General features: G+C 66.8%; 13 protein-coding genes. 9 read left to right on the top strand and 4 right to left on the bottom strand.

The features are described from left to right. The first annotated feature begins 92 nt into the window (after window positions 1-92). The 6 genes from ABIE56_RS10250 (at window position 93) to ABIE56_RS10225 (ending at window position 7,715) form a co-directional block, all read left to right on the top strand. Window positions 93-311, top strand: a complete 219-nt coding sequence (locus tag ABIE56_RS10250) for a hypothetical protein (protein ID WP_429243708.1) — start codon at window positions 93-95, stop codon at window positions 309-311. Window positions 312-370: 59 nt separating this feature from the next. Then, window positions 371-2,578 carry a DNA helicase II gene (gene uvrD / locus ABIE56_RS10245; RefSeq protein ID WP_429243707.1) on the top strand — a complete coding sequence of 736 codons (2,208 nt, stop codon included), beginning with the start codon at window positions 371-373 and terminating at the stop codon, window positions 2,576-2,578. Between the two features lie 127 nt (window positions 2,579-2,705). Next, window positions 2,706-3,584 (top strand): hypothetical protein, encoded by an 879-nt coding sequence (locus ABIE56_RS10240; RefSeq protein ID WP_429243706.1) that lies wholly within the window; start codon window positions 2,706-2,708, stop codon window positions 3,582-3,584. 96 nt (window positions 3,585-3,680) lie between these two features. Beyond that, window positions 3,681-5,396 carry an Hsp70 family protein gene (locus ABIE56_RS10235; protein ID WP_429243705.1) on the top strand — a complete coding sequence of 572 codons (1,716 nt, stop codon included), beginning with the start codon at window positions 3,681-3,683 and terminating at the stop codon, window positions 5,394-5,396. Between the two features lie 5 nt (window positions 5,397-5,401). Continuing rightward, complete coding sequence (locus tag ABIE56_RS10230; RefSeq protein WP_429243704.1) at window positions 5,402-6,568, top strand: hypothetical protein; 1,167 nt, start codon at window positions 5,402-5,404, stop codon at window positions 6,566-6,568. A gap of 1 nt (window position 6,569) precedes the next feature. After that, on the top strand, window positions 6,570-7,715 hold the full coding sequence (locus ABIE56_RS10225; protein ID WP_429243703.1) for a hypothetical protein: 1,146 nt from the start codon (window positions 6,570-6,572) through the stop codon (window positions 7,713-7,715). A 6-nt stretch (window positions 7,716-7,721) separates the two neighbouring features. On the opposite strand, the gene ABIE56_RS10220 is transcribed toward ABIE56_RS10225, so the two are convergent. From ABIE56_RS10220 to ABIE56_RS10210, 3 genes are read right to left on the bottom strand one after another with little or no spacing between them, the layout of a single operon-like run. Continuing rightward, on the bottom strand, window positions 7,722-8,975 hold the full coding sequence (locus ABIE56_RS10220) for a heme biosynthesis protein HemY (RefSeq protein ID WP_429243702.1): 1,254 nt from the start codon (window positions 8,973-8,975) through the stop codon (window positions 7,722-7,724). Beyond that, the gene (locus tag ABIE56_RS10215; RefSeq protein WP_429243701.1) at window positions 8,972-10,165 is read right to left on the bottom strand and encodes a uroporphyrinogen-III C-methyltransferase; all 1,194 of its coding nucleotides are present in this window, start codon (window positions 10,163-10,165) and stop codon (window positions 8,972-8,974) included. The genes ABIE56_RS10220 and ABIE56_RS10215 overlap by 4 nt, the downstream gene beginning before the upstream one ends. Before the next feature lie 46 nt (window positions 10,166-10,211). Further along, window positions 10,212-10,982 carry a uroporphyrinogen-III synthase gene (locus tag ABIE56_RS10210; protein ID WP_429243700.1) on the bottom strand — a complete coding sequence of 257 codons (771 nt, stop codon included), beginning with the start codon at window positions 10,980-10,982 and terminating at the stop codon, window positions 10,212-10,214. 137 nt (window positions 10,983-11,119) lie between these two features. On the opposite strand from ABIE56_RS10210, the gene ABIE56_RS10205 reads away from it, so the two are divergent. From ABIE56_RS10205 to ABIE56_RS10195, 3 genes are read left to right on the top strand one after another with little or no spacing between them, the layout of a single operon-like run. Then, a complete protein-coding gene (locus tag ABIE56_RS10205) occupies window positions 11,120-11,584 on the top strand; it encodes a YiiD C-terminal domain-containing protein (protein ID WP_429243699.1) in 465 nt (154 codons plus the stop codon). A 29-nt stretch (window positions 11,585-11,613) separates the two neighbouring features. Continuing rightward, the gene (locus ABIE56_RS10200; RefSeq protein ID WP_429243698.1) at window positions 11,614-12,030 is read left to right on the top strand and encodes a hypothetical protein; all 417 of its coding nucleotides are present in this window, start codon (window positions 11,614-11,616) and stop codon (window positions 12,028-12,030) included. 45 nt (window positions 12,031-12,075) lie between these two features. Then, window positions 12,076-12,519, top strand: coding sequence for a rhodanese-like domain-containing protein (locus tag ABIE56_RS10195; RefSeq protein ID WP_429243697.1), 444 nt, complete (start codon window positions 12,076-12,078; stop codon window positions 12,517-12,519). Between the two features lie 4 nt (window positions 12,520-12,523). Here the strand turns inward: ABIE56_RS10195 and ABIE56_RS10190 are convergent, their stop codons facing one another. Continuing rightward, window positions 12,524-13,576, bottom strand: a complete 1,053-nt coding sequence (locus ABIE56_RS10190; RefSeq protein ID WP_429243696.1) for a 2Fe-2S iron-sulfur cluster-binding protein — start codon at window positions 13,574-13,576, stop codon at window positions 12,524-12,526. Window positions 13,577-13,608 lie beyond the last annotated feature (32 nt).

The raw sequence follows: 13,608 nt of genomic DNA, 5'->3' as shown, positions 1-13,608 counted from the left end.
GTGCGGGCCGCGCGAGACGGCGGCGGCCGCTTACGTTTCTGTCACATTCGTCAAAGCATGCTCCTGCCACCGTTCCATACAGGGGTATACCCATGCGCGCAGGTCTCATCATCGTCGGCGTCATCCTTATCGGCCTGGGTATCTGGGTCGTCGCCGGCAATGGCAGCTACAAGAAAACCGATACGCTCGTGCAGATCGGCTCGGCCAAGGTCGAGGCGACCCACGACAAGTCGCTGCCGCAGTGGGTGGGTATTGCGGGCATCGTGATCGGCGGCATCGTCGCCGTGGCGGGCATCGCCCAGAAGCGCTAACGGCGCCCCGGAGGGGCTGTGGGCAGGTCCCGGAGCCCCCTCTCCGCTACAATGGGCGGATGGACGTATCCCATCTTCTCGACGGCCTGAACGACGCGCAGCGCGAGGCCGTCAGCGCCCCGCCGGGCCATTACCTGATCCTCGCGGGCGCCGGTTCCGGTAAGACCCGCGTGCTCACCCACCGCATCGGCTGGCTCACCCAGGTTGAGCGCGTGCCGCCGTGGGCCATCCTCTCGGTCACATTTACCAACAAGGCCGCAGGCGAGATGCGCTCGCGCCTGGATGGCATCGTGGCCGGCGGCACCCAGGGCCTCACCGTGGGCACCTTCCACGGCATCGCCCACCGCCTGCTGCGCCGCCACTGGCGCGAGGCCGGGCTGGTCGAAGGCTTCCAGATCCTGGATTCGGATGACCAGCAGCGGCTGATCAAGCGCGTTATCGCTGGCATGGGCCTGGATGAAGCGCGCTTCCCGCCGCGCCAGGCCGCCTGGCAGATCAACCAGTGGAAGGACGAGGGCAAGCGTCCCGACGGGATCGAGCATCGCGACCACCCGGTCACCCGCACCTTTGTCGAGGTCTACAAGGCCTACGAACAGCAATGCCAGCGCGCGGGCCTGGTCGATTTCGCCGAATTGCTGCTGCGCGCCCACGAGCTCTGGCTGAAGGATCCGCACGTCCTCAAGCACTACCAGGACCGCTGGCGTTACCTGCTGATCGATGAGTTCCAGGATACGAACACGCTGCAGTACGCGTGGATCCGCGTGCTGGCCGGCACCACCGGCCAGGTCTTCGTGGTGGGCGATGACGACCAGGCGATCTACGGCTGGCGTGGCGCAAAGGTGGAGAATGTGCAGCAGTTCCTGCGCGATTTCCCGGGTGCGAAGACCATCCGCCTGGAGCAGAACTACCGTTCCACCTCGACCATTCTCAATGCCGCGAACGCCGTCATCGCCCGGAATGGCGGGCGCCTGGGCAAGCAGCTGTGGACCGATGGCGATGAGGGCGACCGCATCGCACTGTACGCCGCTTACAACGAACAGGACGAAGCGCGCTTCGTCATTGAACGCATCCGCGAATACATCGCCGAGCATGGGAATGCGCGCGATTGCGCCATCCTTTACCGCTCGAACGCCCAATCGCGCAATTTCGAAGAGCAGCTGATCCAGCGCGACCTGCCCTACCGCGTGTACGGCGGCCTGCGCTTCTTCGAGCGCGCGGAAATCAAGGATGCGCTGGCCTACCTTCGCCTCGCCTCCAATCGCCACGACGATGCCGCCTTTGAGCGTGCCGTCAACACGCCGCCCCGCGGCATCGGCGACCGCACGCTGGATGAATTGCGTCGCCGCGCCCGCAGTGAAGGCAGCTCCATGTGGGAGGCCTCGCTCAACGAGATCGCCATGGGCTCCCTGGCCGGCCGCGCCAAGAACGCCGTGCGCGCGTTCCTCGCGCTCATCGATGAAATGCACCGCACGTTCCGCGGCGGCGATGTCGAGGGCGACGAAGCGCCTGCCGGCCTGAGCCTGGCCGAACAGATCGAGCACGCGATCATCCATACCGGCCTGCGCGATTTCTACGAAAACGACAAGCGCGGCAACGGCGAGGCCCGGGTGGAGAACCTGGACGAGCTGGTCAATGTTGCCAGCCGTTTCGAGATGACCCCGGAAGATACCGACGCCGGCCTCAACGAGCTTTCCGCGTTCCTGTCCCACGCCGCGCTCGAAGCCGGTGAAGGCCAGGGCGAAGCCTGGGACGATTGCGTGCAGCTGATGACGCTGCACTCGGCCAAGGGCCTGGAGTTCCCCGTGGTGTTCCTGGTGGGCATGGAAGAGGGCCTGTTCCCCAGCCAGCGCTCCACCGAGGAAGACAACCGGCTGGAAGAGGAGCGGCGCCTGGCCTATGTGGGCATTACCCGCGCACGCGTGAAGCTCTACGTCTCGCACGCCGAATCGCGGCGCATGCATGGCACCGAGATGCTGGCACGCCCCTCGCGCTTCCTGGGCGAGATTCCGCCCGAGCTGATCGACGAGCTGCGCCCACGCGTGCAGGTGTCGCGCCCGGCCTATGCCGATCGCTTTGCCGGGGGCGGTAGCAGCCTGGAGGAGCCGATGCCGGTGAAGCTGGGCCAGCGGGTCAGCCACCCCAAGTTCGGCGAAGGCACCATCGTCAGCGCCGAGGGCGCGGGGGCCCACATGCGGGTCCAGGTCAACTTTGAGGATGAAGGTTCGAAGTGGCTGGTTTACGCTTACGCCAATCTCACCGCGCTGTAAGGGGCTGCATTCGCGGCGCGCGGGGGGACTTTAGGCAGGGCCGCGCCTGCCGCTAACGGGGAATCGGGCGTCGCGTGCGCCCGGGTTGGGGTGACATGACCGTCGTACTAGGGCACGGACGCAGCGCATGACGATACCTTGGTTCCTGGCCCATCTTGGCCTGGATGCATCCGCTGGCGAGCGCGATGTGAAGCGGGCCTACGCCCTTCACCTGAAGGCCATCGATCAGGCGGGAGATCCCGCGGCATTCGACCGGCTGCGCCAGGCCTACGAGGTGGCGCGCAGTTTCGTGTCGGGTGGAGGGGCGCAGGGTGACTTTCCCCTCCCCGAGGAGCTACCTGCTCCGGCAAGCACCCGTGCCGAACCCGGGGCCCCCCTACCCTCCGCAGCACCCGTGGCACACGAAGAAAGCCCCGTGGCCATGGGAACCCGGCTGCTGGACCGCTTCTGCGGGCGGGTTCACGAAGGAAGTGATGCCGATATCACCAACGAACTTGCGTCCTGCCTTGCCGTGTTGCGGCTGCAGCGCCCGGAGGCGGCCGTGGCCTTCGAGGCTGGGCTGGTCGAGCGGCTCGCCGTGGGCGGCATGCGCCAGCGCGCCGCCATCTTCCGCATCGCGCTGGCGCAGTTCGGCTGGAACGATGTCAGCCATTTCCGGCAGCTGGGCGCGGAAGGCCGCTGGGTCGAGACGATCGAACGCCAGCGCCACGAGCTCTCAAAAACGTGGGACGGGCCGCGCCTGCTGAACACGCTCGAAGCGCTAGCCCGGGGGGCGCCCCTGGCCGCCCACGTCGCCCTGTGGCCCGCGGCCAGCGAGGCCCTGGTACGCCAGCGTGAATTCATGGCGCTCCACCTGACCGGCCGGCAGGCGGACGCATGGGAACGCCTGCACGAGCAACGCGTGGCCGCGAACGTGACGGCGCCAGCCCACGGCGCGGGGTACTGGTTCGGGTGGATCCTCCTGGGCTTCCTCGCACTGTGCCTGCTGAGCGCGATCTTTCACTAACCCGGGAACCAGGCGCGGCGTGTTCAAGGCTGCGCGCTGGCTGCCGCTAAACAACGGATGGTGCGCCGGCATGGCGCACGCATGTCAGGGACACGCATGATCGTCGGTATTGACCTTGGTACGACCAACAGCCTCGTCGCCGTCTGGAAAGACGGCGGCCCCCGCCTTGTGCCGAACGCCTTGGGCAGCTTTCTTACACCCTCGTGCGTGGGTATCGATACCGATGGCCATGTCCTGGTAGGCGAGGCAGCGCGCGAGCGCCTGCAAACCCACCCGGGCCTTACTGCGGCGCTGTTCAAGCGCTACATGGGCAGTGCGCGCGTCATGCGGCTCGGCAACCGGGATTTTCGTCCCGAGGAACTTTCGGCGCTGGTGCTCAGATCGCTCAAGGCCGATGCCGAGGCATTCCTCGGCGAGGAAGTGACCGAGGCCGTCATCACGGTCCCCGCCTACTTTTCCGACGCGCAACGAAAGGCCACGCGGGTAGCGGGGGAGCTTGCCGGCCTCAGGGTCGAGCGGTTGCTCAACGAGCCGACCGCCGCAGCGCTCGCCTATGGGATGCACGAGGGCCAGCGAGAAACGCAGTTCCTCGTGTTCGACCTGGGCGGCGGCACGTTCGATGTCTCCATCCTCGAGATGTTCGAAGGCGTGATGGAGGTACGCGCCAGTGCGGGCGACAACATGCTGGGGGGCGAGGACTTCGCCAGCATGATCGCGGAGCTCGCCTTCGCCCGCGGTATTCCCGACGCTGCCCGTGCCGACGCCAGCTTCATGCAGCGGCTAGCCGCGCGCGCGGAAGCCGCGAAACGCGAGCTTGGTGCGCAGGGCAAGGCGTCGTTCGAGATCAGCTGGCAGGGTTCGCAGGCCCGTGTCGAACTCGACGCCGAGGCATTCGAAAAGCTCTCCGAGCCACTGCTGAACCGCCTGTGGCGGCCCATCGAACGTGCGTTGCGCGATGCGCGGATCCGCGCCGCCGATCTCGACAACGTCGTACTGGCTGGCGGCGCAACACGCATGCCCATGATTCGTTCGCTGGCGACGCGCATGTTCGGTCGATTCCCCGCGGTGGGCCTCAACCCCGACGAGGTGGTCGCCCTGGGCGCGGCGGTGCAGGCCGGCCTGAAAATGAAGGACAAGGCGCTCGACGAAACCGTCATGACCGATGTATGTCCCTATACGCTGGGGACCGAGGTCGTGCGATCGCTGGAGCAAGGGACGATCGTCGAGGGTTACTACGCCCCCATCATCGAACGTAATACCGTCGTGCCGGTAAGCAAGGTCCAGCGCTTCTTTCCTGTCCATGCACAGCAGCGCGAGATCCTCATCACCGTGTACCAGGGCGAGTCGCGCATGGTCCGCGACAATATCCGGCTCGGTGAGGTCAAGGTCGCCATCGAGCCTGGCACACCCCACGCCAACGGCGTCGATGTCCGGTTCACCTACGACGTGAACGGCTTGCTCGAAGTAGAAGTCAGCGTCGTGGCGACCGGTGAAACGCGACGCCTTGTGATCGAAAGCGGCCAGGCGCACATGTCGGCTGCGGACATCGCGCGCCGGCTCGAGGCACTCTCGGCGCTCAAGATCCACCCCCGCGATACGCTGGAGAACCGCACCTTGCTCGCACGAGCGGAACGGATGTACGAACAGCTCCTGGGCACGGCACGGGACCATGTCGGCCAGATGATCATGCGCTTCGAGCAGGTACTGGCGACACAGGACGTGCGACTCATTTCGCGGGACGCGGCACAGTTTCGTGATGCGCTCAAGGCCATTGAGTCCGATGGATACTTCGCGCCAGATCACGGAGGCTGAGTCCCGTGCAGACGCCGTGGTTCCTCGAAGCGCTGGCACTGGGGGCGGATGCCGATGCGCCTAGCGTAAGGCAGGCGTATGCCGCGCGCCTCAAAGCCATCGATCCCGCCACGGATCCGGAAGGTTTCGCGCGTCTACGCGAAGCCTACGAGCGGGCGCGGGATTGGCTATCGCGGCCTGGGCAAGCGCCGGAATGCAGTTGCGAGGACGAGGCTGGAACGGTGTCGCCAACGGAGGCGAACGCGCACGGAACGGGCGAGCGCCCCACCGCGCTGGCCGCCCTGGCCGCGCAATGGCTGGAGCAGCTGGGGCAGCGCATCCAGGCTGCGGAGCCGCCCGACCTCGATGCCGAGTTCGATGCCTGCACGCGCGACTTGCGCCAGCACCACCTCGATGCGCCATTCCTGTTCGAGTGCTTGCTCGTGGAAGCGTTGGCCAACCAGCAGCTAGGCCATCGGCTGGCGGTATTCACCGCGGCATCGGCGCGTTTCGGTTGGGGCGAGTTTGCACACCTCAGTTCACTCGGCCGCGGCGGCGCGTGGATCGATGCGGTCGAACGTGAACGGCATGCCTTTGCCGGCATCGATCCGGCGCGGCGTGAGCACGTGCTGCACTGGCTGTCGTACTACGGCGATAACGATACCCCGATACCCGCCCCAGGCGCACGCGCATGGCCGCCCATCCACGATGCACTGGCGCAATATCCACGGTTTCTCGGCCTGTATATTTCCGGATCGCGTGCTGCGGCGTGGAACCGACGGCACGAGGAAGTGGCCGGCGTGGCCCACCGTTTGGCGATGGGCAATGCCGGGCGCGCCCAACACGACGCGGCACATCGCGCGATGCACGCACCCGTGGGAAACCGGCAGAGCCGCGCCCGCCGCAACGCGAGCATCACCTGCGTCATGTTTTTTTTCTTCGCCACGTGGATCGCTGGCCTCACGCGCCGCGCTGAACCCGAGCCTGCGGATGCGATGGCACGGCATGTACCAGGGACGTCTGCTGCAGAGCGGTCACGAGCTTCCGCGTGCATGCAGACGGTGGACGAGATCAAAAGCCTGCTCACGCAACCGACCGACGAACAACTTACCCAACTCCGCGAATGCCGGCTTCTGCTCGATCGATTGCAACGCGCGGAGGCAGCGCCACGCCAGGCGGCGCCCACGTACTAGCATGGAAATGATTCCCTGGCACCTCGAAGCATTGGGCCTGCCTCCCCACGCGGATGCGGTGGCGGTGCGGCGTGCGTACGCCATGCAGTTGCGCCTGATCGACCAGGCATCTGACCGCGCAGGGTTCCAGCGACTTCGCGAGGCCTACCAGGCCGCACTGGCATGGTGCGATGAACACTCCCAAGCCGACGAGCCGGCAAGCGATACCGCGCCGCCGACGTCCGTGGTCGCGATACATGCCACTGAGCAGCCGGGGCCAGGCAAAGACGAGGCGGCTGACGAAGCCATGCGCGGACTTCGCGAGGCCATGCGCCACGCAGGCGAGGCGGCGATCGCCGGGCTCCTCGACCACGCGCTCGCGTCGTTACGCCACGGGTACATCGATGCACCCGGCCAGTTCGAAGATCTGCTGATCGATGCAATGCGCACCTATGCGATCGATCGACGGCCGGCGTTATTCGACGCCGCCTCCCTGGCTTTCCACTGGCATGAAGTTGGCCGCCTGCGTGCTGGCGATCCACGCGCCATCTGGATCGCGCGTGTGCATGCGCAAGCCGAAGACTGGCTCGCACTGGACGCGGGCTGGCGCTCCACATGGGTCGCGTTGCTCACGCGTGCACAGGCGGGTATCGACGACTACACCGTGCGGCGCTGGCCCGATATCGGAAGGTTGTACGAGAGGATTCCCGACTGGCTTACGCTTTACCTGACACCAGCACAACTGCAATCGTGGCAGGACGCGTTCGAAGGGTTGCCACCATCGACGCGCGAGGAGTACATCCAGCGCGCCGCGCCCGTTACCGCCTTGTCTCCGCAGCGCAAAGGGCATACGCCGCGTCGCGGGCGGTTCCGCGTGCCGCCGCTCGCATGGGCCGTTTCCTGGTTTGCCCTCATGCTCTTCTACCTCATTGCGAACGGCATTTTTACGGCCAGCAAGCAGGGGCGTAGCGAACCACTGCCGCATTTCAACGAACCCCCGTTGACGCCACGGGAGTGCGTGGAACTCTACGCGCGTTTCGACACGCCGGACGCCTTCGCCGGCATGGCCCCTGATGAGGTCGTACATGCCAAGCGGCGCGCGCAGCAATGTGCGCTGGCAGGCCATTGGCGGCCACCGGGCGGCGTCAACCGCGCGCCCGGCCGCTGACCGAGCTTACGGGGACAGGCGCGGCACGCCGTGCTGGTCGCGCTCTTCTACCGCCGTTACCCGCGTGTCGATGCGGCCTAGCCGCATCTCGGGCAGGCTCTCCGCCGACTCACCGCGCATAAGCGCGAACGCGTTGCGATAGCAACGCTGCGCGAGCTCGGGCTGCTGCTCGCCTTGGTAGACATCACCCAGCGCCTCCCATGCCGCGGCGCTCGGCGCAATGGCGAGCGCGCGTTCGAGGTAGGGTTTGGCCTTGCCCCAAAGCTGCATGCGCACGCACATGCGGCCCACGGTCGTCAGCAAGACAGGATCGTTCGGGTGCGTGTCGATCCACGCCTCGGCACGGCGTACGCGCTGCTCGAGATCTTCCGAGCCCATGCCGCCATAGGTGGCGACAAGTTCCGGTGACCATTCGCGCCGAAGTGCGGATTCGATCTCATCCATGGCGGCCATGGACTGGCCATAGCGCATGGCCTGGCGAGCGTAGGCATCGATGGCAGAAGGCAGCCGACGCTGGCCCTTCGGGAGTTGCGACCAGAAACCCGTGAGCGATGCGCCATCGGGCTGCGCAACGATGGCCGCCGCCACCACGCGCGATTCCAGGTCGTTGAACGCGGGCGCGCCCAGTTCGCCACTCTTGCGCAGTGGTTCCAGCGCACGCATCGCGTTGCGTGCATCGCCACTGGCCAGCGAGGCCTCGGCGAATTCCACCCAACCGGCCGGGGTGAGCGCGCCACTGTTCGCCTCGGGCGCCAGCAACGCCGCACCCTCGGCGGCACGCCCGGTACGGCGCATGAGCCGCGCACGGAGGACGCGCGCAGCTCGCGGTGTTTCCTGGGCGGCCAGGTCCAGCGTCTCGATCGCGCGCGCCGATTCACCATGCCGTTCCGCGGCTTCGGCCGCAGCCAGCAACGCCGGCCCGCGCACCGAGGGGTAACGCGCAGCACGGTTCAGGTCGCGCTCGGCTTCGCCGTGGCGCCCTTCGATCAGCGCGACAAGGCCATCGGCGAGGCGACGCCGGCTCAGGCGGCGATGGCGGCTGTTCATGGCACCAAACGGCCAGCGGATGAGCGCGACGAGAAACGCGATGGCCGCCCACGCCACGAGCAAGAGCACGACGCCGGTGACGACGGTCATCTGCAACGTCGTGCCACGCAGGTGGATCATGACGTAGCCGGGATCATCCGCGACCCAGTGCCACGCGAACGCCGCGAGCACCGCGACAAGGATGAGCCCTACGATCCAGCGCCAGAGCTTCATGGCGTGGCCTTCGCGGCGGAGGATGCCGCCGCGGGTGCTGCGGCCGGTGCTGCGGCCGGTGCCGCCGGAGCGGGGGCCGAGGTCGAATGCGCGGGTGCCGCCGTGGCAGCGCCACCATTAGCCTTCAGCGCATGCACCGAGCGCAGGTTGCGCAGTTCTTCCAGCGCAGCGCCCAGCTTCGGTTCGCCGCCCTTCGCCTGGCTGGCAAGCAGCGTGGCAATGCGCTGGCGCGCCGTCTGTACCGAGGGTGCCTGGGTGTTGAAGTGCGCCACGAGCGTCGCATCGACGCGCTTGAGCGCGTCGGCACGTGCACGGTCGTCGTAGGCCAGCACGGCCGCTTCGGCATGTGCCACATCAAGGGCAGCAAGTTCACGCGCCAGGCGATCGTCGGCCAGGCCGAGCGGCGTGCCTTCGTCGTGGCTGATGCGCACGATGCTGCCAAGGGCGTTGCCCGCGCGTTGCCAGAACGTCCGGTCTTCGTCGGCGCCCGCCTGGCTGTCGATATTCTTCAGCGGCAAGGTCGGGATCTGCGCGCGCAGGTCGGCTAGTGTCGCCAGGTCGTTTGCCCGAGCCTTCGGTTGCACCGCTTCCAACGCTTCGCGCTCCGCGGTGAGGTTCTGGCGAACCGCGGCAAATGCGCTGTCGTTCACGCCGGCGAGCGTCTTGTCAGCCAGGTCGTAAGCGGAGAGGGCGCCACTGGCATCGCCGAACAACGCGAACCGTTCCTTCGCCATGCGCAGCAGCGATTCGGCCTCATCCAGCAACATGGCGTCATGTCCGCTCAGGCTACGCTCGGAAAGATTCGCCACGGCGTCTTCGAGGTTCTTCGTGCGCTCGGCCATGCCAAGCACTTCCTCGCGCGCCGAGCGGTTCACGCCATCGGCATCGCTAAGGCGGCGACGAAGGTTCGCATTGTCGTCGCGCAGTCCGTCCACCGCCGTCTGCAGCGTATCGACCTGGCCCTTCAGCCCATTGGCGGCGCCAAGGTCCTGGCGCATGGTCCAGACGGTCCACGCGGTGTACCCCGCGGCCCCTGCCGCGGCGAGCGCGAGCAGTATGGCAAACGCCAGGCCGCCACCGCCCCTGCGTGGTGCAGGATCGGGTGCGCGCCGTGCACCGGCGGGCGGGGTGGGAGCGGCCGGGGCCGGGTTGGCCGGGGCGGATTCGGTCGGAGGCGTCTCGGTCGTCATGCCGGGCATGCTAGCAGGCCATACGCCAACGCACGGAATACATCCTTCAACGGCGCGTGAATGACACTTCGGCCGCGGCGGCCAGCAGATCCGCCGGCAAGGCCGACTGGGCAACCACCACCCGCTCGAAACCCATGCCCTGCGCAACCGCACGCAGCCGCTCGCTGCTTACGACCGCGACGGCCTGGACCAGGCGGCGCCAGGCGGGCGCGATGAGCGCCCGGTGCAGGTGATCGAGGGCTTCGGCACTGGAAAGCAGGACCGCCGAGCGACGGGTCAGCTTCAAAAGCGGATCGATATGGCGGCGATCGATCCGGGGGGCCACGCGGTGATACACGTGCACTTCGTCGAGCGTGGCACCGCGGGCGACAAGCTGCTCGCGCAGCACGCCGCGGCCGCCCGGTGCACCGATCAGGGCCACGTGGCGCCCGCTGACACTGGCCAGTTCGGGCAGTGCGAGTACGCCTTCACTGTCCTGCGAAGTTTCTGGGAAGTGGACATTGGCGACACCCACGGTCTTGAGTGCGCGCGCCGTGCCACGGCCCACCGCCACAACCGTCGCGCGCGTGGCCAACGGCAGTACGTCTGCCGCAAAGCGCACCGCGGCGGGGCTGGTGAAGACGAGGACATCGCCCTCCAGCGCGCGGCGCAGGGAGGCATCCACCGCCGTGGCATCTTCCGTGGCCCGGAGCGACAGCCCGGGCACGCTCACGGGAATGCCGCCCAGCTTGCGTACGCGACGGGCAAGCGGGCCCGCCGTCCCGGCAGGACGGGTAATAACCACAGTAACGTTACGTAGCGGATGCGAACGACTCACGGGTTGCTTCCTGCAGGGGGGACCGACGCGGGGACACGCGAGGATAGAAAAAGCAGGTAGCCCCCGACCAATGCCGAAGGTTGGGGCAGGCCGTACGGATGCGAACGGTTAGCCGCGTTACGTAGACTTCCGCGTCTATGACGATGCCCGACCCGACTTTCGCCACTCTCGAACGCTTCATCCTCGACAGTATCCCCCTTGCGCGAGCCATGGGTATCCACATCCCGGGATGCGATGGGGAGCGCCTTGTGATGACCGCGCCGCTGCAGCCCAACATCAACGACAAAGGCTGTGCGTTCGGCGGCAGCCTGGCCAGCCTGATGACCCTGGCATGCTGGGCGCTCGTGGAGGCCAACCTGCGCCGTCGCGGCGATGACTGCGACCTGTTCGTCGGCGATTCGTCGATCCGCTATCTCGACCCGGTCTGGGATGACCTGCGTGCGGAAGCCAGCCTGAGCGTGGGCGGCAGCTGGAAAACGTTCTTCACCACCCTGGACGCCCGTGGCCGGGCCCGTGCCGACCTGTCTTGCGTGGTGCCCGGAACCGGCGAAAAGCCTGCCGCCACCCTGTCGGCACGCTTCGTGGCCAAACGCCGGGCATAATGCCCCCCGACGCCACGTTGGAACCCGCCATGCGCCGCTTTGCCCTGCCCACCCTCGCCCTTGCCTGTGCTGCCACGCTGGGCGGTTGCGCCAGCGATATCCGCAGCGACTCGCTGACCCGCACCCTTAACCAGTACGCATCGGCCATTCGCTGGGGCGATTTCGCGATGGCGCAATCGTTCGTGGACAAGGATTACGCCAAAGATCACCCCATGAGCTCGCTGGAACAGAGCCGGCTTAGCCAGCTGCGGGTGACCGGCTATGACGAGGGCGGCGGCCCCCGCCCCGATGGCGACGACGAGGTGGTCCAGACCGTCCAGATCAACGTGGCGAACGTGAACACCCAGGCCGAGCGGAGCTTTGTCGACCAGCAGCGCTGGCATTACGACAAGGAAAAGAACCGCTGGACCCTGATGACCGGCCTGCCGGACTTCTCCCCCCACTGATCCCTATATAATCGCCGGTTGATCCACGGGACGAGCAAGGACCCGATGAACGACGTACTGCACAAGTTGCCTGAGTTCGCGAGCAACCACCTCGCCCTGGTGGGCCTTTTCGTGGCCATCCTGGTGGCGCTGATCGCCATGGAAGTCGGCACCCTCTTCCGCAAATGGAAGGGTCTCACCCCGGCCGGGCTCACCCAGCTCATCAACCGCGATAACCCGCTGATCATCGATCTCTCGGCCAGCGCGGATTTCGAGAAGGCCCATGTCCCCGGCGCGAAGAACGTGGCCGTCAGCCAGTTCGACCCGGAGCACAAGGACCTCGCCAAGGCGAAAGATCTCCCGGTGGTGCTGATCGACAAGGACGGCCGCACGCTGTCCAAGCCCGCTAACCGGCTGATCAAGGCGGGCTTTACCCGCGTGTTCGTGCTCGATGGCGGCACCTACGCGTGGCAGAACGCCCAGCTGCCCACCGCGAAAGGCAAGAAATAATTCCCTACAGGCCGTGGATACCCGCCCGGCCGTGCAGGATAGCCGCCAGGACATCCGGCGCCACATCGAACGAATCGTAGAACAGCCGGTCTTCCGGCAGGCCGGCATCAAGAAACAGATCCCGCCCTGCCGCGATCATGGCTGGCGGGCCGCTCATGTACAGGTCGAACCCGGAAAGGTCGGGATGATCGGCCAGCAAAGCCTCATGCACCAACCCGTCGCGTAAACCCGCGTCGCGCGCCGCATCCGTGTCCGACAGGACCGGGGTGAATGTGATCCACGGCCGATCGGCAGCCCAGCCGCGGGCCAGGTCGGCCAGGTAAAGGTCTTCGGTGGTCCGCACGCCCCAGTACAGGTGCATGGGGCGCCGCGTACCCAGTGCGATGAAGTGTTCGACAACCGCCTTGACCGGTGCAAAGCCGGTGCCCCCGGCCATGAACAACATGGGCCGCTCGGAATCTTCACGTGGTACGAACGTGCCCAGCGGCGCTTCGATCATCAGGCGATCACCCACCTTGAGCGAGTCGTAAACCCACGATGTGAACCCGCCGCCAGGTACGTGCCGTACGTGCAGTTCCACCAGGCCATCGGGGCGCGGGCCGCTGGCGATTGAGAACGGACGATGCTTGCCGTTATCGAGCACCACATCGAGGTACTGGCCCGGGAGCCAGCGCAGCGGTTCACCCAGCGGGCGCAGCCACAGGCCCACCACATCGGGCGCCAGCATGCGCCGCTCGGCCACCTCGGTTTCCACACGCCGGTGGGGGATGTCCTCCACCGACGCGATCTCGCGGGCCTGGATGGATATATCGCCGCAAGGCACGGCCTGGCACATCAGGATGCCGTGGTGCGCGCGTGCCGTGGCCGAAAGGCCGACCGGCGGGTTGTATGGATAAGCACACGTGCCTTCGACGAGCGTGGCCTTGCAGCTGCCACACACACCGCCACGGCACGAGTACGGGAGAGCGATTCCCGCGCGCTGGGCGGCTTCAAGCACGGTTTCGTCGGCGGCCGCGTCAAAGCGCTTGCCGGAGGCGATCAGGGTTACGGTAGGCACCCGCACATTGTAGGACAATGACGGCTTTCCCA

Origin of the sequence: Luteibacter sp. 621 (assembly GCF_050435445.1) — a bacterium.
GTDB lineage: Bacteria > Pseudomonadota > Gammaproteobacteria > Xanthomonadales > Rhodanobacteraceae > Luteibacter.
The sequence above is the reverse complement of the archived record's forward strand: the minus strand, read 5'-3'. Positions and strand labels throughout refer to the sequence as shown.